Origin of the sequence: Amycolatopsis sp. FBCC-B4732 (assembly GCF_023008405.1) — a bacterium.
In the GTDB taxonomy this organism is placed as follows: Bacteria; Actinomycetota; Actinomycetes; order Mycobacteriales; family Pseudonocardiaceae; genus Amycolatopsis; species Amycolatopsis pretoriensis_A.
Window position 1 is genome coordinate 6,951,296 of record NZ_CP095376.1, and the last position, 23,547, is coordinate 6,974,842.

The 23,547-nt window shown below is 67.8% G+C and carries 15 protein-coding genes and 3 rRNA genes; 4 read left to right on the forward strand and 14 right to left on the reverse strand.

Annotated elements, in window-relative coordinates:
- Positions 1 to 65: 65 nt before the first annotated feature.
- The gene (locus MUY14_RS30590; RefSeq protein WP_247014380.1) at positions 66 to 794 is read left to right on the forward strand and encodes a DUF4191 domain-containing protein; all 729 of its coding nucleotides are present in this window, start codon (positions 66 to 68) and stop codon (positions 792 to 794) included.
- A 60-nt stretch (positions 795 to 854) separates the two neighbouring features.
- On the opposite strand, the gene MUY14_RS30595 is transcribed toward MUY14_RS30590, so the two are convergent.
- The gene (locus tag MUY14_RS30595; protein WP_247025318.1) at positions 855 to 1,244 is read right to left on the reverse strand and encodes an RDD family protein; all 390 of its coding nucleotides are present in this window, start codon (positions 1,242 to 1,244) and stop codon (positions 855 to 857) included.
- 270 nt (positions 1,245 to 1,514) lie between these two features.
- Between MUY14_RS30595 and glnA (MUY14_RS30600) the strand changes: the two genes are divergently transcribed.
- A complete protein-coding gene (glnA, locus tag MUY14_RS30600) occupies positions 1,515 to 2,939 on the forward strand; it encodes a type I glutamate--ammonia ligase (protein WP_247014381.1) in 1,425 nt (474 codons plus the stop codon).
- A gap of 533 nt (positions 2,940 to 3,472) precedes the next feature.
- Here glnA (MUY14_RS30600) and MUY14_RS30605 read toward each other — a convergent pair.
- From MUY14_RS30605 to MUY14_RS30625, 5 genes are all read right to left on the reverse strand, one after another.
- Entirely contained in the window at positions 3,473 to 3,898 is a 426-nt protein-coding gene (locus tag MUY14_RS30605) for a thioesterase family protein (RefSeq protein ID WP_247014382.1), read from the reverse strand.
- Between the two features lie 14 nt (positions 3,899 to 3,912).
- Complete coding sequence (locus MUY14_RS30610; RefSeq protein ID WP_247014383.1) at positions 3,913 to 6,885, reverse strand: bifunctional [glutamine synthetase] adenylyltransferase/[glutamine synthetase]-adenylyl-L-tyrosine phosphorylase; 2,973 nt, start codon at positions 6,883 to 6,885, stop codon at positions 3,913 to 3,915.
- A 29-nt stretch (positions 6,886 to 6,914) separates the two neighbouring features.
- A complete protein-coding gene (locus tag MUY14_RS30615) occupies positions 6,915 to 8,048 on the reverse strand; it encodes an inorganic phosphate transporter (protein ID WP_247014384.1) in 1,134 nt (377 codons plus the stop codon).
- Positions 8,049 to 8,145: 97 nt separating this feature from the next.
- Complete coding sequence (locus MUY14_RS30620) at positions 8,146 to 8,895, reverse strand: type 1 glutamine amidotransferase (RefSeq protein WP_247014385.1); 750 nt, start codon at positions 8,893 to 8,895, stop codon at positions 8,146 to 8,148.
- Positions 8,896 to 8,910: 15 nt separating this feature from the next.
- Positions 8,911 to 9,333: a rhodanese-like domain-containing protein gene (locus MUY14_RS30625; protein ID WP_247014386.1), complete on the reverse strand. Its 423-nt coding sequence runs from the start codon at positions 9,331 to 9,333 to the stop codon at positions 8,911 to 8,913.
- Positions 9,334 to 9,444: 111 nt separating this feature from the next.
- Here MUY14_RS30625 and MUY14_RS30630 point away from each other — a divergent pair, with 111 nt between their 5' ends.
- Positions 9,445 to 9,885 (forward strand): Lrp/AsnC family transcriptional regulator, encoded by a 441-nt coding sequence (locus MUY14_RS30630; protein ID WP_247014387.1) that lies wholly within the window; start codon positions 9,445 to 9,447, stop codon positions 9,883 to 9,885.
- A 54-nt stretch (positions 9,886 to 9,939) separates the two neighbouring features.
- Here MUY14_RS30630 and rrf read toward each other — a convergent pair.
- The 6 genes from rrf to MUY14_RS30660 all read right to left on the reverse strand — a co-directional run bounded on the left by rrf (position 9,940) and on the right by MUY14_RS30660 (position 19,774).
- Positions 9,940 to 10,056 (reverse strand): 5S ribosomal RNA (gene rrf, locus MUY14_RS30635).
- Positions 10,057 to 10,127: 71 nt separating this feature from the next.
- Positions 10,128 to 13,248 (reverse strand): 23S ribosomal RNA (locus MUY14_RS30640).
- A gap of 329 nt (positions 13,249 to 13,577) precedes the next feature.
- Positions 13,578 to 15,096 (reverse strand): 16S ribosomal RNA (locus MUY14_RS30645).
- Together the 16S, 23S and 5S rRNA genes form the textbook arrangement of a ribosomal RNA operon.
- Positions 15,097 to 15,526: 430 nt before the next feature.
- Positions 15,527 to 17,089, reverse strand: coding sequence for an amidase (locus MUY14_RS30650; protein WP_247014388.1), 1,563 nt, complete (start codon positions 17,087 to 17,089; stop codon positions 15,527 to 15,529).
- Complete coding sequence (gene glnA, locus MUY14_RS30655; protein ID WP_247014389.1) at positions 17,089 to 18,432, reverse strand: type I glutamate--ammonia ligase; 1,344 nt, start codon at positions 18,430 to 18,432, stop codon at positions 17,089 to 17,091. Before glnA (MUY14_RS30655) ends, MUY14_RS30650 begins: the two co-directional genes overlap by 1 nt.
- Positions 18,433 to 18,493: 61 nt before the next feature.
- Complete coding sequence (locus tag MUY14_RS30660; RefSeq protein WP_247014390.1) at positions 18,494 to 19,774, reverse strand: MFS transporter; 1,281 nt, start codon at positions 19,772 to 19,774, stop codon at positions 18,494 to 18,496.
- An 87-nt stretch (positions 19,775 to 19,861) separates the two neighbouring features.
- Here MUY14_RS30660 and MUY14_RS30665 point away from each other — a divergent pair, with 87 nt between their 5' ends.
- On the forward strand, positions 19,862 to 20,518 hold the full coding sequence (locus MUY14_RS30665; protein WP_247014391.1) for an LppX_LprAFG lipoprotein: 657 nt from the start codon (positions 19,862 to 19,864) through the stop codon (positions 20,516 to 20,518).
- Here MUY14_RS30665 and MUY14_RS30670 read toward each other — a convergent pair.
- Together MUY14_RS30670 and MUY14_RS30675 are read right to left on the reverse strand one after the other, a co-directional pair.
- Positions 20,515 to 21,987, reverse strand: coding sequence for an alpha/beta hydrolase (locus MUY14_RS30670; RefSeq protein ID WP_247014392.1), 1,473 nt, complete (start codon positions 21,985 to 21,987; stop codon positions 20,515 to 20,517). The two genes, MUY14_RS30665 and MUY14_RS30670, sit on opposite strands and share 4 nt — an antisense overlap.
- Positions 21,972 to 23,534 carry an alpha/beta hydrolase gene (locus MUY14_RS30675; protein ID WP_247014393.1) on the reverse strand — a complete coding sequence of 521 codons (1,563 nt, stop codon included), beginning with the start codon at positions 23,532 to 23,534 and terminating at the stop codon, positions 21,972 to 21,974. The genes MUY14_RS30670 and MUY14_RS30675 overlap by 16 nt, the downstream gene beginning before the upstream one ends.
- Positions 23,535 to 23,547: the final 13 nt, after the last annotated feature.

Here is a 23,547-nt window from a genome sequence, read left to right on the forward strand (position 1 = left end):
GTCCCGCATCCTCGCAGAGGGGGACGGGGAATCGGGGCAGGGGCACGCGGCCGTATCCTGGTCATATGGCGGGACAGCAGGACAAGGAAGCGGCCAAGCAGGCCAAGAAGGAGAAGCGCGCGGCGAGCAAGGCACGCCGTGGCCAGCTCTTCGAGGCCTTCAAGATGCAGCGCAAGGAAGACCCGTGGCTCATCCCGTGGATGGCCGGCTCGATCGTCGTCGTCGCCGGCGTCCTGTTCGGGATCGGGTTCTTCTTCGACTCGCAGTGGGTGCTGCTGCCGCTGGGCATCGTGCTCGGCGCCCTGCTCGCCATGGTCATCTTCGGCAGGCGCGTCCAGAAGACGGTCTACTCGAAGGCCGACGGCCAGCCCGGCGCCGCGGCGTGGGCGCTGGAGAACCTCCGCGGCAAGTGGAAGGTGACGCCGACCGTCGCGGCGACCACCCAGCTCGACGCGGTGCACCGCGTGCTGGGCGGCCCGGGCGTGGTGCTGGTCGCCGAGGGCGCGCCGCACCGCGTGAAGACACTCCTCGCCCAGGAGAAGAAGCGCGTGTCCCGCCTGGTCGGCGAGACGCCGATCTACGACGTGATCATCGGGCACGAAGAGAAGCAGATCCCGCTGAAGAAGCTCCAGGGCTACCTGATGAAGCTGCCGCGCAACCTCAAGCCCGCCCAGGTCGACGCGCTCGAGGCGAAGCTCGCCGCCCTCGGCAACCGCGGCGCGGCGATGCCGAAGGGCCCGATGCCGGCCGGCGCGAAGATGCGCAACGTCCAGCGGACGATCCGCCGCCGCTGACCCCCGCTCACGACGAAGGCCCCGTCCGCGACCCGGACGGGGCCTTTCTCGTGAGCGGGTTCAGCGCAGCCGGACGACGACGGTGCCGGTCAGCCGGTCGAGCCAGCTGCGGCCGTCGGCGTTGCGGACCGCCGCCGGGATGATGAAGAACGTCAGCACCGCCCGGACCAGCGCGCGCGGCGGGCCGACCAGCGCGGCGCCGTCGAGCCGGGCGACGCGGATGCCGACGACGCCCATGCCGGGGGTGAAGCCGAAGAAGCCGGCCGAGACGACCGAGATGATCGCCCAGACCCCGCCGGACCAGAGGTTGAACACCTGCATCGCGGCCGGGTCCTGCAGGCTCGGGTGCAGGAAGATGGCCGTGACCAGGGCCGCGACCGCGAGGTCGACGATCAGCCCGAGCAGCCGGGCACCCCCGGTCGCCGCCGAGCCGACGCCCGATTCGGGCAAACCGAACTTCTCACCCGGCCAGCGCGCGCCGTCTCGAGCCTCGGCCTGCCCGCCCTCGCCGGTGCCGGGCAGCCATTCACCGGTCCATCTCGCCACCCGTCCAGGGTATGCCGGTGGCGCGGACCACGTTCGCCCTGGTCGGATAGCCGGTATCCACCCACCCGTTAACACCGGCGAAACATACGGGTGACGGTCGGGCAACACCGCGCTTTTAGCGTGAGCCGAAGAGAGCACTGCCGTACGAGCTCGAACGAGAAGGAGTCACCGAGGGTGCCCACTACTCCAGACGACATCCAGCGCCTCATCGCCGACCAGGACGTCGAGGTCATCGACGTCCAGTTCTGCGACCTGCCCGGCGTGATGCAGCACTTCACGGTCCCCGCCAAGGCCTTCACGGAAGAAGCCTTCGAAGAGGGTCTCGCGTTCGACGGCAGCTCGGTGCGCGGCTTCCAGTCCATCCACGAGTCGGACATGCTGCTCCTGCCCGACGCGGAGACCGCGCGGATCGACCCGTTCCGCAAGGCGAAGACGCTCGCGCTCAACTTCTTCGTGCACGACCCGTTCACGCGCGAGGCGTACAGCCGTGACCCGCGCAACATCGCGCGCAAGGCCGAGCAGTACATCGCCGAGTACGGCGTCGCCGACAACGTGTACTTCGGTCCCGAAGCCGAGTTCTACATCTTCGACTCGATCCGCTTCGACTCCGCCGAGCACGCCTCCTTCCACGAGATCGACTCGGTCGAGGGCTGGTGGAACACCGGCACCGACGAGGTGGGCGGCAACCAGGGTTACAAGACGAAGTTCAAGGGCGGCTACTTCCCCGTCCCGCCGGTCGACCACTTCGCCGACCTGCGCGACGACATCGTCCGCAACCTGACGAACATCGGTTTCGAGATCGAGCGCGCGCACCACGAGGTGGGCACCGCCGGCCAGACCGAGATCAACTACAAGTTCAACACGCTGCTGCACGCGGCCGACGACCTGCAGCTGTTCAAGTACATCGTGAAGAACACGGTGTTCGCGGCGGGCAAGACGGCGACGTTCATGCCGAAGCCGCTCGCGGGCGACAACGGCTCGGGCATGCACTGCCACCAGTCGCTGTGGAAGGACGGCCAGCCGCTGTTCCACGACGAGTCGGGCTACGCCGGCCTGTCGGACACCGCGCGCCACTACATCGGCGGCCTGCTCAAGCACGCCCCGAGCCTGCTGGCCTTCACGAACCCGACGGTGAACTCCTACCACCGCCTGGTCCCGGGCTTCGAGGCCCCGGTTTCGCTGGTCTACTCGCAGCGCAACCGTTCGGCGTGCGTCCGCATCCCCATCACGGGCAACAACCCGAAGGCCAAGCGCGCCGAGTTCCGCTGCCCGGACTCGTCGGGCAACCCGTACCTGGCCTTCTCGGCGATGATGATGGCCGGCCTCGACGGCATCAAGAACAAGATCGAGCCGCCGGACCCCATCGACAAGGACCTGTACGAGCTCCCGCCGGAGGAGGCCAAGGACGTCAAGCTGGTCCCGGGCGACCTCGGCACGGTGCTCGACACGCTCGAGGCGGACCACGAGTACCTCCTCGAGGGCGGCGTGTTCACGCCCGACGTGATCGACACGTGGATCTCGTACAAGCGCGACAACGAGATCGACCCGCTGCGCCTGCGCCCGCACCCGTACGAGTTCAGCCTGTACTACGACGTGTGATCGATGCGGGGCTTCGACCAGGGTTTTCCCCGGTCGGAGTCCTCGCCAGGCCGCCGGCTGACGGCGGCCCACCAGACACGGGACGGCGGTCGAGGGGAACACCCCGACCGCCGTCCCGTTCTTTGTGCGCTTGCCGCCTCGCGCGGCGTCGTTCCGGCGGGACACATCGTTTGCGTGCAGCAGCATCCTCGGTCATGGGCAACGTGCGTGCCTTGCAGGTCCAGCCACATGATGCGCAGACCCAGTGTCGTGAAGCCCAGGCTTTCGTACAACGAGATCGCCGGCGTGTTCGTCTCCACCACCGCGTTGAACTGGAGCGCCGCGAAGCCCGACTCGCGGGCCCACGTGATCATGTCCGTGCACCGAGTCGCCCTCGGTGAAGACCACAACCCGGGCGGGGGCCGGGAGCAGCCAAGAAAGACGGGCCGCTTCCGAGGAGAGCGCCGGGTCGTACGGCATCGTCTCCTGCGCCGTGGCGACCTCGGAGATGATCGGCCAGATCGCGTGCCAGTCAGCGGAAACCGCGGGACGGATCATTCCGCCGTCGACAGCACGCGCAGGTCCGCGCCCGCCGCTTCGAAGCGGCCTCTCGGGTCCGGGACCAGCTTGCGGAGTTCCAGGTCCATCAGCCCCAGCGTGCAGCTGATCTCCGCGGCCAGTGTGCCGTCCAGCTTGTAGATGTTCGAGTCCATCTTGAACGTCTTGCCGCTGCCGAACTTGACGTCGCACGTCACGTCGACCTCGTCGCCCGCGCGGAGTTCGCGGCGGAACGCCACGTTCGTCTCCAGCAGTACCGATGCCACGCCCGGCATGCCCTTCAGCGCGCCCGCCTTCTCCAGCAGCTCCAGGCGGGAGACCTCGCCGTACGAGTGGTAGACGGCGTGGTTGAGGTGGCCCAGGGTGTCCAGCTCGTAGTGCCGGACCTTGATCCGGGTCCGGAACGGCTCGCGATCGGTCACCAGGCCACTGTAGGTCAGGCCTCGTAGAACAAGTGCTCCACCACCGTGTGCGCCCGCCGCGTGATGCGGCGGTAGGTGTCGAGGAACTCGCCCGGGTCGGCCGTCGCCGGGTGCCCGAGGACCCTGGCCACCGCGGCCAGGTCGCGGCCCGAGCCCGGGACCTCGTCGACCGCCTTGCCGCGCACCAGCATCCCCGCGTTGCGGACTCGGGTCGCCAGCAGCCACGCCTCCCGCAGCGAGTCCGCTTCGGACTGCTGGGCCAGGCCCGCCTCCGGCAGCACCGCCAGCGCGTCCAGCGTCGACGTCGTCCGCAGGCCGGGAACCGAGCACGCGTGCTGGAGCTGGAGGAGCTGGACCGTCCACTCGACGTCGGCGAGGCCGCCGCGGCCCAGCTTCGTGTGGCGGGTCGGGTCCGCGCCGCGCGGCATCCGTTCCGTCTCCACGCGCGCCTTGATGCGGCGGATCTCCCGCGCCTTCGTCGCGTCCAGGCCGTTTTCCGGGTAGCGGATCGGGTCGATCATCGCGATGAACCGCTCGCCGAGGTCGTCGTCGCCGGCGATGAAGCGGGCGCGCAGCAGCGCCTGCGTCTCCCACACCTCGCCCCAGCGGGCGTAGTACGCGCGGTACGACTCGAGCGTGCGCACCAGCGGCCCGCTGCGGCCCTCGGGCCGCAGGTCGGCGTCGACGACCAGGGCCGGGTCGGAGCTCGGCGCGCCCAGCATCTTCCGGACGCTCTCCGCCACCGACGACGCGAACTTCACCGCGTCGGCGTCCGAAACCCCTTCGGACGGCTCGCACACGAAGAGGACGTCGGCGTCGGAGCCGTAGCCGAGTTCGGCGCCGCCGAGGCGGCCCATGCCGATGACCGCGATGCGCGCCGGCGTCTTGCCCAGCTCGGCCTGGCGCTGGCGGAACGCGGCGGCCAGCGCGCCCTGCAGCACGGCCACCCAGACGCTCGACAGCGCTTCGCAGACCGCGGGCACGTCGAGCAGGCCGAGCAGGTCCGCGCAGGCGACGCGCAGCAGTTCGTGCCGGCGTAGCGAACGCGCCGCGGCGACGGCCGCGTTCACCCCGGGCTGACGGCGGACGGTGGCCCGCAGCGACGTCGCGACCTCGGCGGGCGTGCGGCCCAGCAGCCGGGCCGGGTCGCCGAGCAGGCGCAGCACCTCGGGGGCGCGGACCAGCAGGTCCGGCACCAGCCGGGACGTGCCGAGCAGCAGCGCCAGGTTCTCGACGACCGTGCCCTCGTCGCGCAGCACCCGCAGGTACCAGGGCGTGTCCTGGAGCGCCTCGGACACCTTCCGGTACGACAGCAGCCCGCCGTCGGGATCGGGGGTGTCGGCGAGCAGGTCGAGCAGCACCGGCAGCAGCGCCTGCTGGATCGCCGCGCGGCGCGAGACGCCCGATGTGAGGGCCTTGATGTGCTGCAGTGCCCCGTCGGGCGCGGTGTAGCCGAGCGCGGCGAGCCGGCTGGCGGCCTGCTTGGTGGTCAGGCGCAGCGCCTCGGTCGGCACGTTCGCCACGGACTGCAGCAGCGGCCGGTAGAAGATCTTTTCGTGCAGACGGCGGATGCCCTGGCCGTGCCGCTTGAACTCCGCGAGCAGCGCGTCGCCGGGGCTCTTGCCCCCGGCCGGCTTGATTCCGCTGGCGCGCGCGAGGATCCGCAGCTCGGCGGTCTCCGACGCCGCCGGGAACAGGTGCGTCCGGCGCAGCCGCCGCAGCTGCAGGCGGTGTTCGAGCATCCGCAGGAACTCGTACGACGCGCCCAGCTCGGCGGCGTCCTGGCGGCCGACGTAGCCGCCTTCGCCGAGCGCCGCGAGCGCGTCCATCGTGGACGGCGAGCGCAGGTCCGCGTCGATCCGGCCGTGCACGAGCTGCAGCAGCTGGACGGCGAACTCGACGTCGCGCAGGCCGCCGCGGCCGAGCTTCAGCTCGCGCTCGGCGTGCTCGGACGGCACGTGACCCTCGACGCGGCGGCGCATCTGCTGCACCTCGTCGACGAAGTTGTCCCGGTCGGCCGCGGACCACACCAGCGGCGCGACCATCTCGGCGTACTGGCGGCCGAGCTCGGCGTCGCCGGCCACCGGCCGCGCCTTCAGCAGCGCCTGGAACTCCCACGTCTTGGCCCACTTCTGGTAGTAGCCGTGGTGGCTTTCCAGGGTGCGCACGAGCGCGCCGGCCTTGCCTTCGGGGCGCAGCGCCGCGTCGACCTCGAAGCACGCCTTGCCGACGACGCGCATCATCGTGCTCGCCAGCCTCGTGGCCACGCCGAGGTCGCCTTCACCGACGAAGATGACGTCGACGTCGCTGACGTAGTTGAGCTCCCGGCCGCCGCACTTGCCCATGGCGATCACGGCGAGGGTGCCTTCGACCGGCTTCCTGACTTCGGCTTCGGCCGCCACCAGCCCGGCGGCCAGCGCGGCTTCCGCGAGCTCGGTCAGCTGGGCCGCGACCTCGGCGTAGCTCGGGTGCTCGAGCCCGGCCTCGACGAGGTGGCCCAGGTCGGCGGCGGCGATGCCGAGCAGCTGGCCGCGGTAGCCGATCTTGAGGGCCTGCTCGGCTTCGAGCCCGGTCAGCACGGCGTCGTCACGCAGCAGCGCCGCGCGCAGGGCTTCCCGGTAGCAGGCGGAGTCGGTGCACTTGTCGGCTGTGAGCGAGTGCCACTGGTCGGGATTCGCGGCGAGGAAGTCGGCGAGCGCGCTCGACGTGCCGAGCACGCCGAGGAGCCGGCCGCGGAACGTCCGGTTGGCGCGCAGCTGCTCTTCGAGCCGGCTCCACTCGGTGTCGTCGGCTTCGCGGATGCGGTCCAGACCACGCAGCGCGAGGTCCGGGTCGGCGGCGCGGGACAACGCCGCGAGCACGTCGGTCGCCGCGGCGACCGGGCCGGCGTCGTCCCACCAACCGGCCGCGCGCAACTGACCCTCGGCACGGGAATCGGTGAAGCCGTACCTCGCCGCCGAAGCGGTCGTTCGCGCGCGGTCTGCCATCACCGAACACCGTAGCCGGGGAATCCGGCTCAGGCGGCCAGGCGGCCCGGTTCGGTATCGGCGGGCGTCGGCTCCGGCACCTGGAAGCTGTGCGCGGTCACGGGGTGGCGGCGCGAAAGCAGGTAGATGCCGACGCCCACGCCGAGGCCGGCCACGCCGACCGCGATGGTGCCCGCGTTGCCGAGCGAAGCGATCTTGCCGGAGATCGCGCCGACGATCGCGGCCGCGGGCAGCGTGAACAGCCACGCGACGACCATCCGGCCGGCCATCCGCCAGCGGACGGGTGCTTCCCGGCGGCCGACGCCGGAGCCGACGATGCCGCCCGAGCAGACGTGCGTCGTCGAGAGCGGGAAGCCCAGCCGCGACGAGATCAGGATGACCAGCGCCGAACTCGTCTGGGCGGCGAAGCCCTGCGGGCCCTCGATGTCGGTCAGGCCCTTGCCGAGGGTGTGGGTGATGCGCCAGCCGCCGAGGTACGTGCCGGCCGCGAGGGCGCACGCGGCGCTGATGATCACCCAGACCGGCGGGGCGGCACCCGACGGGAGGCTGCCGGCGCTGACGAGCGTGAGCGTGATGACGCCCATCGTCTTCTGCGCGTCGTTCGTGCCGTGCGCGAGCGAGACCAGTGACGCCGAGACGATCTGGCCGACCTTGAAGCCGCGCGTGGCCGGGCGGCCCCGGACCAGGAACCGGTAGACGAGGTAGGTCGCGACCATCGCGACGAGACCGGCGATCACCGGGCTCGCCGCCGCGGGCACGAGGACCTTCTCGACGATCTTTCCGAAGTGGACCGAGTCGGCGCCGGCCGAAACCCAGGTGGCGCCGATCAGGCCGCCGAACAGCGCGTGCGACGAACTCGACGGCAGGCCGACGAACCACGTCACGAGGTTCCAGACGATCGCGCCGATCAACCCGCCGAAGACGATCGACGGGCCGATCTTCGTGTCGTCGACCAGGCCGCTGGAGATCGTCTTGGCGACCTCCACCGACAGGAAGGCACCGACCAGGTTCAGCACCGCGGAGATCGCGACGGCCACCCGCGGCCGGAGCGCGCCGGTGGCGATCGACGTCGCCATCGAGTTCGCGGTGTCGTGGAACCCGTTCGTGAAATCGAATACCAAAGCCGTGACGACCACGATCACGACCAGCAACGAGGGCTCCACCCCGACCTCCGAACGCCCTTGTGGGGACTCTTCCCGCAAGGTACCTGACGGGTGACGCCTGGCGTTAACAGGCCGTAGCTGTTTGTGACATCCGCCGTTAAGCCAGCGGTAACCGGCGTTGACTCTCGGCGGCGGGCTCGAGGTCACCGGCGGCCAACCGGACGAACCGCTGCGCGAACGGACGCCAGGTTTCGGCGATGTCGGCGTGCACTGTGGTCAGCACGTCGCGCTCGAGTGAGCCCGGACGAGCGAATTCCGCCTCCTGCGGGCTTTCCGCGGCCCAGCTCTCGACGACGGCGGGCGTCGTCTCGATGTGGAACTGGACGCCGTAGACACAACGGCCGAACCGGAAAGCCTGGTTCGTGTAGCGCGGAGCGGACGCGAGCAGTTCGGCGCCGGGCGGGAGCCGGGTGATGACGTCGTTGTGGAACTGCAGGACGTCCTGCATCAGCGGCAGGTCGGCGAAGAGCGGATCGGTCCACGCCGCGTCCTTTTTGGCGACGAGGTGCGGACCGACCTCGGGCCCGTCCACCCCGGCCTCGACGCGGCCGCCGGTCGCGACGGCCAGCAGCTGCGCGCCGAGGCAGATCCCGAGGGTGGGGAGCTGTTTCGCCGCCGCCTTCGACAGCAGCCGCCGGATGTCGGCGAGCCAAGGGTGCTTCGCGTCGTCCTCCGCGCCCATGCCGCCGCCGAGGACGACGACACCCCGGTAGCCGTCGAGGTCCGCGGGCAGCTCATCGGTCGGCGGCAGCCGGACGTCGAGTTCCGCGCCGGCTTCGGTCAGCCAGTCGCCGAGGGGACCGAGCGGATCCGACGCGTCCGGCTGGATGATCAGCAATCGTGTCACGGTTTCCAGGGTAGGTCAGCAGGCGCAGCGGATCCCGGGGGCCGCGGTCCCTTCAACGGGGTAGCCGGCCGCGATCCAGCTCGTGATGCCGCCGGAGAGCCGCTTTACCCGGAACCCCAGCTGAGCCAGCTTGAGCGCGCCCTTGGTGGCGGCGTTGCAGTGGGTGCTCTCGCAGTAGCAGACGTAGACGACGTCGCGGTCGAGGTGCTCCGTGCTCTCGGCGGTCAGGTCGCGGTAGGGCAGGTTGACCGCGCCGGGGATGCGCGCCTGGGCGAACGCCTCGGGCGCGCGCGTCTCGACGATCACGTAGCCGTCCGTGTGGCCGGCTTCGAGGTCGCGGACGAGGTCGTCGGGGTCGACTTCGAACGCGAGCTCGGCGCCGAAGTAGGCGGTGGCGAGTTCCGGCGCCGGGGCGGGGACGGTGAGGGTGCGTGTCATGAAGAGAATCCTGCTGGTGGCGGGGCCGCGGACACAGAGGAGAATCGGGGCGGGAACCCCGGTGCGCCGGGGATTTCCGCGTTCTGGCCGGGCACAGCAGGGAGAATCGCGGTGGACCTCGACGACGTCGATTGGCACCTGCTGGAGCTGCTCCAGTCGGACGGCAGGCTGAGCTTTTCGGAGCTGGGCCGCCGGGTGTCGCTGTCGGGCTCGGCGGTGACCGAGCGGGTGCGCCGGCTCGAGGAGCGCGGCGTGATCACCGGCTACACGGCGCAGGTGGACACGAGCAAGCTGGGACGGCCGATCGAAGCTCTGGTGCGGGCCCGCGTGCGGAGCCTGGACACCCCGCGCTTCCGGACGGCGGTGCTGCCGCTGCCCCAGGTGATCGCCGCGGACCACATCACGGGTGACGAGTGCTGGATCCTGCGGGTGCTGTGCCGGAGCACGGGCGAGCTGGAGGAGCTCGTCGAGAAGGTGCAGCGGTACGGCGAGACGACGACGTCGCTGGTGCTGTCCTCGCCGCTGCGCCGGCGGCCGGTGTCGCGGGCATGAAAAAAGCCCCGGGAGAACCAAAACTGGTCCTCTACCGGGGCTCTTCCCAAGTAAGTTCGGCGGTGTCCTACTCTCCCACAACCCTTCGGTTGCAGTACCATCGGCGCTGTCAAGCTTAGCTTCCGGGTTCGGAATGGGACCGGGCGTTTCCCTGACGCTAAAACCACCGAAACACTCCGAAACAACACACACCGTCACCGGCGTGGTGCTTCAGAACCGTAGAGTGGATGCGCAACATCTTCGTAGACAAGTCCTCGGCCTATTAGTACCAGTCAACTCGACAACACATTACTGTGCTTCCATTTCTGGCCTATCAACCCAATGGTCTCTTGGGAGCCTTAACCCACAAAAAGGGGTGGGATACCTCATCTTGGAACAGGCTTCCCGCTTAGATGCCTTCAGCGGTTATCCCTTCCGAACGTGGCCAACCAGCCATGCCCTTGGCAGAACAACTGGCACACCAGAGGTTCGTCCGTCCCGGTCCTCTCGTACTAGGGACAGCCTTCCTCAAGTATCCTACGCGCGCGGCGGATAGGGACCGAACTGTCTCACGACGTTCTAAACCCAGCTCGCGTGCCGCTTTAATGGGCGAACAGCCCAACCCTTGGGACCTACTCCGGCCCCAGGATGCGACGAGCCGACATCGAGGTGCCAAACCATGCCGTCGATATGGACTCTTGGGCAAGATCAGCCTGTTATCCCCGGGGTACCTTTTATCCGTTGAGCGACACCCCTTCCACCAGGAGGTGCCGGATCACTAGTCCCGACTTTCGTCCCTGCTCGACATGTCTGTCTCACAGTCAAGCTCCCTTGTGCACTTGCACTCAACACCTGATTGCCAACCAGGCTGAGGGAACCTTTGGGCGCCTCCGTTACTCTTTAGGAGGCAACCGCCCCAGTTAAACTACCCATCAGGCACTGTCCCTGAACCAGATCATGGCCCGAGGTTCAGATTCCCAATTCGACCAGAGTGGTATTTCAACAACGACTCCACAGTAACTAGCGTCACCGCTTCACAGTCTCCCACCTATCCTACACAAGCCGAACCGAAAACCAATACCAAACTATAGTAAAGGTCCCGGGGTCTTTCCGTCCTGCCGCGCGTAACGAGCATCTTTACTCGTAGTGCAATTTCGCCGGGCCTGTGGTTGAGACAGCCGGAAAGTCGTTACGCCATTCGTGCAGGTCGGAACTTACCCGACAAGGAATTTCGCTACCTTAGGATGGTTATAGTTACCACCGCCGTTTACTGGCGCTTAAATTCTCAGCTTCGCCATTACTGGCTAACCGGTCCTCTTAACGTTCCAGCACCGGGCAGGCGTCAGTCCATATACATCGTCTTGCGACTTCGCATGGACCTGTGTTTTTAGTAAACAGTCGCTTTCCGCTGGTCTCTGCGGCCACCCACCCCTAGCCTGCAAGAAGCTTCAGGATGTTTGGCCCCCCTTCTCCCGAAGTTACGGGGGCATTTTGCCGAGTTCCTTAACCACAGTTCACCCGATCGCCTTGGTATTCTCTACCTGACCACCTGTGTTGGTTTGGGGTACGGGCCGTGCATGCACTCACTAGAGGCTTTTCTCGGCAGCATAGGATCACTCTACTTCGCCTCAAACGGCTACGCATCACGTCTCAGAGTATATAAAGCACGGATTTGCCTATGCTTTCTCCTACACGCTTACACCAGGACAACCATCGCCTGGCGGAGCTACCTTCCTGCGTCACCCCATCGCTTGACTACTACGAAATCAGGTCCCACGCTCCACACACCACCATCCACCCGAAGGCTTCAAGCAATGGCTTTGGGTGGTTAGTATCAAACGCCTCGTCATGGGCGCACATGCTCGGGTACGGGAATATCAACCCGTTGTCCATCGACTACGCCTGTCGGCCTCGCCTTAGGTCCCGACTTACCCTGGGCGGATTAGCCTGGCCCAGGAACCCTTGGTCATCCGGCGGCAGAGTTTCTCACTCTGCATTCGCTACTCATGCCTGCATTCTCACTCCCACACCCTCCACGACTGGCTTCCGCCGCCGCTTCCCTGGATGCAGGACGCTCCCCTACCCATCCACACCACTAGACAACACCCTCAAGGAGTGAAGCCGATGTATTGCATGAATGACACAGCTTCGGCGGTGTGCTTAAGCCCCGCTACATTGTCGGCGCAGGACCACTTGACCAGTGAGCTATTACGCACTCTTTCAAGGGTGGCTGCTTCTAAGCCAACCTCCTGGTTGTCTGGGCAATCCCACATCCTTTCCCACTGAGCACACACTTAGGGGCCTTAGCTGGTGTTCTGGGCTGTTTCCCTCTCGACGACGAAGCTTATCCCCCGCCGTCTCACTGCCACGCTCTCACACTACGGTATTCGGAGTTTGGTTGATTTCGGTAACCCGGTAAGGCCCCTAGACCATCCAGTAGCTCTACCCCCGCAGAGAAACACGTGACGCTGCACCTAAATGCATTTCGGGGAGAACCAGCTATCACGGAGTTTGATTGGCCTTTCACCCCTACCCACAGCTCATCCCCTCAGTTTTCAACCTAAGTGGGTTCGGGCCTCCACGACGTCTTACCGTCGCTTCACCCTGGCCATGGGTAGATCACTCCGCTTCGGGTCTAGACCACGCGACTCAATCGCCCTATTCAGACTCGCTTTCGCTACGGCTACCCCACACGGGTTAACCTCGCCACGCAGCACTAACTCGCAGGCTCATTCTTCAAAAGGCACGCCATCACCCAAAGGCTCTGACGGCTTGTAGGCACACGGTTTCAGGTACTCTTTCACTCCCCTCCCGGGGTACTTTTCATCTTTCCCTCACGGTACTCGTCCGCTATCGGTCTTCAGGAAGTATTTAGGCTTACCGGGTGGTCCCGGCAGATTCACAGCAAATTCCACGAGCTCGCTGCTACTCGGGAACACCAAACAAACAATCAACGACATGTTTTCGCGTACGGGGCTCTCACCCACTCCGGCCGCCCATCCCAAGGCGTTCCACTAACACGCGCGATCATTCCGAGGACTGTCAGATCCTCGACGCTGGGTCCCACAACACCGCACATACAACGCCTGACAGCTTGACATATGCACGGTTTAGCCTCTTCCGCTTTCGCTCGCCACTACTCACGGAATCACGGTTGTTTTCTCTTCCTACGGGTACTGAGATGTTTCACTTCCCCGCGTTCCCTCCACACACCCTATATATTCAGGTGCGGGTAACACCACATCACTGGTGCTGGGTTTCCCCATTCGGAAATCCTCGGATCACAGCTCGGTTGACAGCTCCCCGAGGCTTATCGCAGCCTCCTACGTCCTTCATCGGCTCCTGAAGCCAAGACATCCACCATGTGCCCTTAACAACTTGACCACAAAGATGCTCGCATCCACTCTACAGTTCTCAAACACCACACCAGAAACAAACAGCGTTCCAGGGCTGTGACGCCCTGAGGCGTGTTGCCTCAGGACCCAACAGTGTGCACAGTGAACAACCACCCTCCAAGGCGCCGGCCCCCCGTTCCACGACCATCCGAAGACGACCAGTACTAGGCAAGGCATTGCCAACCAAGAGTGACCATAACCAATAGTTCCACAATTCCTTGAGCAACCACAGCAACACCACAGTCGGGTGTTAAACCCTGGCCACCCCACGCTCTTGATCCGGGTATCCCGGGAACGTGGATGTGTTGTGCTCCTTAGAAAGGAGGTGATCCAGCCGCACCTTCCGGTACGGCTACCTTGTTACGACTTCGTCCCAATCGCCAGTCCCACCTTCGACCACTCCCTCCCCGAAGGGTTGGGCCATGGGCTTCGGGTGTTACCGACTTTCATGACGTGACGGGCGGTGTGTACAAGGCCCGGGAACGTATTCACCGCAGCGTTGCTGATCTGCGATTACTAGCGACTCCGACTTCACGCAGTCGAGTTGCAGACTGCGATCCGAACTGAGACCGGCTTTAAGGGATTCGCTCCACCTCGCGGTATCGCAGCCCTCTGTACCAGCCATTGTAGCATGTGTGAAGCCCTGGACATAAGGGGCATGATGACTTGACGTCATCCCCACCTTCCTCCGAGTTGACCCCGGCAGTCTCCCACGAGTCCCCGCCATAACGCGCTGGCAACGTAGGATAAGGGTTGCGCTCGTTGCGGGACTTAACCCAACATCTCACGACACGAGCTGACGACAGCCATGCACCACCTGTACACCAACCACAAGGGAAGCCCCATCTCTGGGGATGTCTGGCGCATGTCAAGCCCAGGTAAGGTTCTTCGCGTTGCATCGAATTAATCCACATGCTCCGCCGCTTGTGCGGGCCCCCGTCAATTCCTTTGAGTTTTAGCCTTGCGGCCGTACTCCCCAGGCGGGGCGCTTAATGCGTTAGCTACGGCACGGACAACGTGGATGTCGCCCACACCTAGCGCCCAACGTTTACAGCGTGGACTACCAGGGTATCTAATCCTGTTCGCTCCCCACGCTTTCGCTCCTCAGCGTCAGTATCGGCCCAGAGACCCGCCTTCGCCACCGGTGTTCCTCCTGATATCTGCGCATTTCACCGCTACACCAGGAATTCCAGTCTCCCCTACCGAACTCAAGTCTGCCCGTATCGACCGCACGCTCCACGTTAAGCGTGGAGATTTCACGGCCGACGCGACAAACCGCCTACGAGCTCTTTACGCCCAATAAATCCGGACAACGCTCGCACCCTACGTATTACCGCGGCTGCTGGCACGTAGTTAGCCGGTGCTTCTTATCCAGGTACCGTCACTTGCGCTTCGTCCCTGGCGAAAGAGGTTTACAACCCGAAGGCCGTCATCCCTCACGCGGCGTCGCTGCATCAGGCTTGCGCCCATTGTGCAATATTCCCCACTGCTGCCTCCCGTAGGAGTCTGGGCCGTGTCTCAGTCCCAGTGTGGCCGGTCACCCTCTCAGGCCGGCTACCCGTCGTCGCCTTGGTAGGCCACTACCCCACCAACAAGCTGATAGGCCGCGGGTTCATCCTGCACCGCCAGAACTTTCAACAACCTTCCATGCGAAAAGTTGTGATATCCGGTATTAGACCTCGTTTCCAAGGCTTATCCCGGAGTGCAGGGCAGATTACCCACGTGTTACTCACCCGTTCGCCACTCATCCCCACCCGAAAGTGGTTCAGCGTTCGACTTGCATGTGTTAAGCACGCCGCCAGCGTTCGTCCTGAGCCAGGATCAAACTCTCCAACAATGAACAGTTTAATCGAGGCAATTCAATGCTCTCAAAGGAACCTCATACGAGGTTCAATACATAAGCTCTACTGGCTTAGTTCACTAGCACACTGTTGAGTTCTCAAGCAACACACTCTGGACTCACCGCCTTATCAGCGGCTATATCCTCGGCAGTTGTTCCAAGCGATATTCACAAGCTTTTGGTCGAGCATGCCTCAGCCCACGATGTTAGTCGTAGGGATTCGGCGGCCGCTCGTGGGCCGACGCTGAACGTTACCCGGTCCGATCCGCGGTGTCAACCCGCTCGTCCCGGCCTGGTCTCCGGGGCTTGCGGCCCCGGTGTGACCCGGTGTTCCTGGCGACGAAGAGAAGATTACATGCCCCGGAACCAGGCCAAAACAGGGGGGTCACTTAACGCCATTGCCGCAGGTCAGAGCGTGTACGGACAGCTACGGCGCCGCCATCGGCAGGTACCGCGGCGGAACCCGCGCCGGCACGACCCGTTCGAAGTCGGCCGCGAGCGCGAGCATCCGGGCGTCCGACCACCGGGCACCCATGAACGAGATACCCACCGGGAGGGCGCCGGCAAACCCCGCGGGCACGGTCACGTCCGGGTAGCCCGCCACCGCGGCCGGGGTCGAGGACGGGATCACGTCGCTGTCGCCCACCGCGCAGTCGGTCTCCCACGCCGGCGGGTTCGTCGGCGACGCGATCGCGTCCAGGTGGTACTTCGCCAGCGTCTCGTCGAGGGAGCGGCGCGCGAGGTCCGAGAGCTCGGCGCGGCCGGCCAGGTAACCCGGGTCGGTCGGCGGCGGCGCGGCCAGCGCCTCCTCGAACAGCTCCTGCCCGGCGAAGCAGGTCTGCTCCAGCGGGTCCGCGCGGTTGTAGGCGATGAGCTCGGCGAGGTTCCGCGGCCCGCGCGGGCGGGTGGCCAGGTACTTGTCGATGTCGCGGTGGAACTCCGTGAGCAGCGCCGGGAACTCCAGTTCGCCGAGCCGCGCCTGGTAGGGCGGGGTCACTTCGACGACCGTGGCACCGGCCTTGACCAGGGAATTCCGTGCGGACGTCATGATCGCGTCCGTCTCGGAGCCGAGCACCGGCAGCCGCCACAGGCCGATCCGCGCGCCGCGCAGGACACCCGGGCGAAGCAGCTTCGCGTAGTCCGTCGGCTGCGACTTCGGGTACTGCGCCGTCGCGGGATCCGCGGGGTCGCGGCCCTGCAGGACCGACAGCGTCAGCGCGACGTCGACGACGTTGCGGGCGATCGGCCCGGCGGTGTCCTGCTCGGCGGAGATCGGCACCACGCCGGTGCGGCTGACCAGGCCGAGGCTGGGTTTGTGGCCGACCGTCGAGGTCATCCCGGCGGGGCACACGATCGAGCCGTCGGTCTCCGAGCCGATCGCGACCTGGGCCAGTGACGCGGCGACGCCGGCCGCGGACCCGGCGGACGACCCGCACGGGTTGCGGTCCAGCACGTACGGGTTGTTCGTCTGACCACCGACGCCCGACCAGCCGGACGTCGGCTTCGCGGCGCGGAAGTTCGCCCATTCGGACAGGTTCGCCTTGCCGAGGAGCACCGCGCCGGCGTCCCGCAACCGGGTGATCAGCGTGGCGTCCTTCGCCGGGTGGCTGCGCAGGGCCCGCGAGCCGGCGGTGGTGTCTTGGTCGCGGGTGTCGACGTTGTCCTTGACCAGCACCGGGATGCCGTCGAGGGGGCCGCGCAGGTGGTGCGCGCGACGCCGGGCGTCGCTCGCGGCGGCCTGGCTCAGTGCGGCCGGGTTGAGCGCCAGGACGGCGTTGACCTTGCCGTCGATCCGGCGGATGCGGTCGAGGTAGGTGCTGGTCAGGCCCACCGCGGTGAGCCGGCCGGACGCCATCCGCGCCTGCAGGGCCGGGATGTCGGCCGAGTCGAGGTCGAAGCGCGCCGGGGCCGGGGCCGCGGTCGCGGGTGCGCCCGTGACGAGCACGAGTGCGGCGGCCAGGATCGCGAGGAACACCGGCCGCCGCCCCATCAGAGCACCGGGAGGAGCGTTCGGAGTTCGTACGGGGTGACCGCGCTGCGGTAGTTGTCCCACTCCACGCGCTTGTTCCGCAGGAAGAAGTCGTACACGTGCTCGCCGAGCGCTTCCGGCAGGAGTTCGGACTTCTCCATCTCCGCCAGCGCCTCCCCCAGGTTCTGCGGCAGCTGCGAGTACCCGGCGGCGCGCCGCTCGGAGTCGCTCAGCTGCCAGATGTTGTCCTCGGCAGGTGGCGGCAGCTCGTAGCCCTTCTCGATCCCCTTCAGCCCGGCGGCCAGGATGACCGAGTACGCCAGGTACGGGTTGCACGCCGAGTCCAGCGTACGGATCTCCACCCGTCGGGATGACGCCTTTCCGGGTGAATACATCGGGACGCGGACGAGCGCGGAGCGGTTCGCGCGGCCCCAGGAGACCGTCGTCGGCGCTTCACTGCCGCTGATCAGGCGTTTGTAGGAGTTCACCCACTGGTTGGTGACCGCGGAGATCTCCTTGGCGTGGTGGAGCAGGCCGGCGACGAACGCCTTGCCGGTATCCGACAGCTCGTGCGGGTCCTCGGCGTCGTAGAAGGCGTTGCGATCGCCTTCGAACAGGCTGATGTGGGTGTGCATGCCCGAACCGGGCTGGTCCGTGAACGGCTTCGGCATGAATGTCGCGCGCACGCCCTGGGTCAGCGCGACCTCCTTGACGACGTAACGGAACGTCATCACGTTGTCGGCCATCGTCAGCGCATCGGCGTAACGGAGGTCGATCTCCTGCTGACCCGGTGCCCCTTCGTGATGGCTGAACTCGACCGAGATGCCCATCGCCTCGAGGGTCTCGATGGCGTGCCGGCGGAAGTGCGTCGCCGTGGCGTGGCTGGCCTGGTCGAAGTAGCCGCCGTTGTCGGCGGGCTCGGGCTCGCTGCCGTCGTCGGGCAGGTTCGCGAGGAGGAAGAACTCGATTTCGGGGTGCACGTAGCAGGTGAAGCCCGCTTCGGCGGCCTTCGAGAGCTGACGCCGGAGGACGTGCCGCGGGTCGGCCCACGACGGTGAGCCGTCCGGCATCGCGATGTCGCAGAACATGCGCGCCGAGTACGGGCCGCCGTCGGGGGTCTCCCACGGCAGGACCTGGAAGGTGGCCGGGTCGGGCTTGGCGACCATGTCCGATTCGTAGACGCGCGCGAAGCCCTCGATGGCGGAGCCGTCGAAGCCGATTCCCTCGTTGAACGCGCCTTCGAGCTCGGCCGGCGCGACCGCGACGGACTTGAGGAACCCCAGCACATCGGTGAACCAGAGACGGACGAAACGGATGTCGCGCTCCTCGAGCGTGCGGAGCACGAATTCCTGCTGGCGATCCATGGCCGCACCCTAACGACAGCGTGTTAACGGGATGTTTCACGACGCGCCGAGGGTGACGAAGTCACGTCGCGAGCACCGGAACGGGGTTCTTCGCCCGCGTGATGGCCAGGGACGCCGCCGACGCGATCACCGCCAGTACCGCCGCCGCGTACCAGGCCACGTTGTAGGTGCCCAGCTGGTCGCGGACCAGGCCCGCGGCCGAGGCGGCGAACGCCGCGCCGAGCTGGTGGCTGGCGAAGACCCAGCCGAACACGATCGGGCCCGCGTCGCCGAACGCGCGGACGCAGAGGGCGACCGTCGGGGGCACCGTGGCCACCCAGTCGAGGCCGTAGAACAGGATGAACGCCCACATGCTCGGCTGCACCGAGTCCGTGAACAGCTGCGGGAGCAAGGCCAGCGAAAGGCCCCGCAGCGCGTAGTACACGCCCAGCAGGATGCGGGGGTCGACGCGGTCGGTGAGCCAGCCCGAGAAGATCGTGCCGACCACGTCGAAGACGCCGACCAGCGCCAGCAGGCCCGCCGCGGTCGTCTGGGGCATGCCGTGGTCGTGGGCCGCCGGGACGAAGTGGGTGCCGACCAGGCCGTTCGTCGTCGCGCCGCAGATCGCGAAGCCGACCGCGAGCAGCCAGAACGTGCGGGTGCGGGCGGCCTGGCGCAGCACCGAGAGCGCCCTGCGGACCGAGCCGGTCTTCGGGGCCGGGCGGGTGACCTCCGCGTCCGCGGGGGCGCCGTACGCCGTGGTGCCGAGGTCGGCCGGGTGGTCGCGGATGACCAGCAGGACCACCGGGACCACGGCGAGCGCCGCGATCGCGATGACCAGCGACGCCGTCCGCCACCCGGACGTCACCGCGAGGTTCGCGATGAGCGGGAGGAAGATCAGCTGGCCGGTGGCGCCCGCCGCGGTCAGGACGCCGGTGACGACGCCGCGGCTGCGGACGAACCAGCGGGCCGCCACCATCGCGGCGAACCCCATCGCCATCGAGCCGGTACCCAGGCCGACCAGGACGCCCCAGCACAGGATGAGCTGCCAGCTCGCCGTCATGAAGACCGTGCCGCCCGCGCCCAGGGCGATGACGAACAACGCCGTCGCCGACACGCGGCGGATGCCGAAGCGCTCCATCAACGCGGCCGCGAAGGGCGCGAAGAGGCCGAAGAGCACGAGGTTGACCGAGACGGCCGAGCTGATCGTGGCCGTGGACCAGCCGAACTCCTGGTGCAGCGGGTCGATGAGGACGCCGGGGGCGGCGCGGAAGCCGGCGGAGGCGAGCAGCGCGACGAAGGCGGCGCCGGCGATCGGCCAAGCGCGGTGCAGCCTCGGGGCGGGACGGGTCTCGACAGTCACCCGGCCAGTTTCACCGCGCGCGCGGGACGCCGAAAGTGGCCGGGAGGACATCCTCCGCAAGGATCGGGCCACGACTACCCTCGCGGCATGCCCCGCTTCGCCGTCCTGCTCGTGCTCCTGCTGACCGCCGGCTGTACCGGATCACCGGACACGCGCGGGCCCTTCCCCGCGGGCGCCGACCTGGTCCGCGCCGCCGCGACGTCGTTCGCCGAGGTCCGCAGCGTGCACTTCGCGGCCGGCGTCAACGGCGTGCTCCCGGGCTTCCCGCTCCGGCAGATCGAGGGCGACGCGACCCTCGACGGCGGTGGCACGGCGACCGGCACCGCCGACGTCCAGGACGGTGACGGGCACACGAAGTTCCGCTTCACCGTGCGAAAAGACCAGGTCACGACGGATCCCGACGTCGGGCGCCTGCCGGAGATGTACACCGTCGGGGCGTTCCTCGGGCCGTCCGCCGGGCTGAAGCGGCTCCTCGACGGCGTGACCGACGCGAAGACCGAGGGCCGGGAGAACGTCGACGGCGCCGCCGCCCTGCGCGTCGGCGGCAAGGTGCCCGCGGTGGTCGCGCACGGCGTGTTGCCGCAGGTGAGCGAGGACGTCATCGTCAAGGTGTGGGTCTCGGCCGACGGGCCGCGGCGGTTCACCCGCCTGTGGGCGCAGATCCCGCCGGCCGGCGACCACCTCAGCCCTGTGATGATCGAACTGTCGCTGACCAGGCAGAACGAGCCGGCGGACCTCGGCTAGCAGCGGGTCCCGGCGGGCGGCGGCGTGCCGTCCACGAGGTAGGCGACGCCCGCCCGGTCGACGCACGCGTTGCCCTGCAGGAACACCGTGTGCTGGACGCCTTCGTAGGTGAGCAGGACGCCGTCGAGGTCCTTCGCGAGGTCCACGCCCTGCCGGTACGGCGTCGCCGGGTCGTGCGTGGTCGAGACGACCAGCGGCTTCGGGAGCCCGGGCGCGCGCGGCGGGTGCTCGGCCGACGTCGGCGGAACCGGCCAGGTCGAGCAGATGTCGAGCTCGCTCGTGTCGGGCGTGCCGCCGGCCAGGAACGGGGCCCCGGCCAGCATTTCCCCGTGCGCGCGGTCGATCGCGGCCCGGTCGGTCACCCGCTGGTGGTCGACGCAGCGGACGGCGAAGTACGCGTCGATCGCGCCGCTGTAGCGGCCCTCGGGATCGCGCTGGTAGTAGCCGTCGGCGAAGGCCAGCAGCGTCCGGCCGTTGCCCTGGGCCACCTGCGCGAGCGCGGCTTTCAGCGCGGGCCAGTCGCCGCGTGCGTAGAGCCCGCCGAACGTGCCCGTGATCGCGTCCTCGAACGACAGCTTCCGGGTCCCGGCCGGGAGGGGCTTCGCGACCAGCGGACGCACGAGCCGCTGGAACGCTTCGGTACTGCCGGCGAACGGGCACGCGCACCAACGGGTGAACTCGGTCAAGGCGTCCTGGAAGCCCGCGGCCTGCGTGACCAGTGAGTCCACCAGGCTCTGGGCGGGGTCGACCGCCCCGTCGAGCAGCAGCGCGCGGACGTTGCGCGGGTACGCCTCGGCGTAAGCCGCGCCGATCTGCGTCCCGTACGAGTAGCCGAGGTAGGTCAGCTTCTCGTCGCCCAGAACCGCGCGAAGGACGTCGAGGTCGCGTACGACGTCTCGCGTGCCGGCGTTCGCGAGGAACTCTTTGCCGTACTTCGTCGCTTCGACGCACTTCGCGCCGTACGCGGTCGTCTCGGCGAGCTGTCTTTTCACCCCATCGGGCGACGAATCGCTCTCGATGTCGGACGCGCGGTCCGCGTCCTGCTCGGCGTCGGTGCGGCAGGTGATGCGCGGTTCGCTGGTGCCGACGCCACGCGGGTCGAAGCCGACCAGGTCGAAGCGGTCGAGCAGGGGCGCGGCGGCGGGCGTCTTCGCGAGCGACGCCGCCGTCGCCGTCCCCGAGCCACCGGGTCCGCCGGGGTTGACGACCAGCGAGCCGATGCGCTGCTTCGCCGCCTTGTGCCGGAGCAGGCCCACGCGCACCGTCTCCCCCGACGGCTTCGCGTAGTCCAGCGGCACGGTCAGGTGCGCGCAGTCGAGCGCGTCCCCGCACGGGGTCCACGTGAGCGTCTGCCCGGTGAACTTCCCCAGGTCGGGAGCGGGAGCCGGGGGCGGCGGCGCGGGTGCCGGAGCACTCGTGCACGCCGCCAGCAGCAGGACCGGCGCCAGCGCCGCTACTGCCCGGCGCACCGGGTCCCGTCCGGCGGCACCGTGCCGTCGACCAGGTAGTCCGTGCCCGCCTCGTCCACGCACTTCACGCCCTGCAGGAACACCGTGTGCTGGGTGCCCTCGAAGGTCAGCAGCGCGCCCTTCAGGCCCTTCGCGAGGTTGACGCCGGCCTGGTACGGCGTGGCCGGGTCGTTCGTGGTCGAGATGACCAGCGTCTTCGCCAGGCCTTCGACGTTCGGCACGTGCGGCTCGGAGGTGTTCGGCACCGGCCAGAACGCGCACGCGTCCCGCGCCGCCGAAGCCGGGCGGCCGTCGTCGAGGAACGGCGCCACCTTCACGTACTCCTCCTGCGCCTTGAGGATGACGGCCGGGTCGGTGACGCGCGGGTCGTCGACGCAGCGGATCGCGGTGAAGGCGTCCTGCGTGGTGCCGTACCTGCCGTCGGTGTCGCGCTCGTTGTAGATGTCCGCGAGCTTCTCCAGGGTCGCGCCGCGCTGCTGCTTGAGCTCGTTGAGGCCGGAGTTGAGGGTGTCCCAGAGGCTCTGCTGGTAGAGCGCCTGGATGACGCCGGTCGTGGCGTCCTCGTAGGAGAGCTTGCGGCCGTCGCCGACCTCCACCGGGAAGTCGATCAGCGGCCGGACGAGGTCCTGGAACGCCTTGACCGCGCCGTTCGCGTCGCCGCCGAGCGCGCAGTCCTGCTGGGCGGTGCACCACTTCGCGAACTCCGTGAACGCCTTCCCGAAGCCCTGGCCCTGCGCGACCAGCGACTCGACCGCGTCCTGCTCCGGGTCGACCGCGCCGTCGAGGATCATCGCGCGGACGTTCTTCGGGAACGCCTCGGCGTAGGTCGACCCGATCCGGGTGCCGTAGGAGTAGCCCAGGTAGGTGAGCTTTTCGTCGCCGAGGACCGAGCGGAGGACGTCGAGATCCTTCACGACGTCCCGGGTGCCGGCGTTCGCCAGCATCCCGGTCCCGTCTTCGGTGCGCTGGGCGCACTTCGCGGCGAAGTCCTTTTCCTGCGTTTCCTGCTTGACCACGCCGGCGGGCGAGCCGTCGGTCTCGCTGTCGTCGGCGCGGTCGGCGTCGCGCTCGGAGTCGGTCAGGCAGTGGATGGCCGGCTGGCTCGCGCCGATGCCGCGCGGGTCGAAGCCGACCAGGTCGAAGCGCTTGCCGAGGCCGGTGCTCGCGGTCGGCTTGACCAGGCCGGCGGCCGCGACCATGCCCGAGGCACCGGGGCCGCCCGGGTTGACCACGAGCGACCCGATCCGGGAGCCGGCGTCCGACGCCTTATGGCGGAGCAGGCCCAGCGTGATGGTGTCCCCCGCCGGTTTCGCGTAGTCCAGCGGCACGGTCAGCCGGGCGCACTGGACGTCCTTCGCCTGGAAGGCCGATCGCGAGTCCTCCGACGTCGCGTAAGGTGCGCAGTCGGCCCAGGACAGGCTCTGGCCGTAGAACCGCTCCAACCCGGCCGGCACCGGTCCGGACGGTGGGTGCGACTCCGTCGTCGGCGCGACCGGCGCCGGCTTCCCGGAGGACGTGCAGGCGGCCAGCGAGGCCGCGATCAGCACGGATGTCGCAATT

Excerpts from the sequence above, each read along its gene's own strand:
- MUY14_RS30590 (WP_247014380.1), top strand. The coding sequence starts at position 66 with ATGGCGGGACAGCAGGACAAGGAAGCGGCCAAGCAGGCCAAGAAGGAG.
- MUY14_RS30610 (WP_247014383.1), bottom strand. The coding sequence starts at position 6,885 with ATGGCAGACCGCGCGCGAACGACCGCTTCGGCGGCGAGGTACGGCTTC.
- MUY14_RS30625 (WP_247014386.1), bottom strand. The coding sequence starts at position 9,333 with ATGACACGCACCCTCACCGTCCCCGCCCCGGCGCCGGAACTCGCCACC.
- MUY14_RS30650 (WP_247014388.1), bottom strand. The coding sequence starts at position 17,089 with ATGGGGCGGCGGCCGGTGTTCCTCGCGATCCTGGCCGCCGCACTCGTG.
- glnA (WP_247014389.1), bottom strand. The coding sequence starts at position 18,432 with ATGGATCGCCAGCAGGAATTCGTGCTCCGCACGCTCGAGGAGCGCGAC.
- MUY14_RS30665 (WP_247014391.1), top strand. The coding sequence starts at position 19,862 with ATGCCCCGCTTCGCCGTCCTGCTCGTGCTCCTGCTGACCGCCGGCTGT.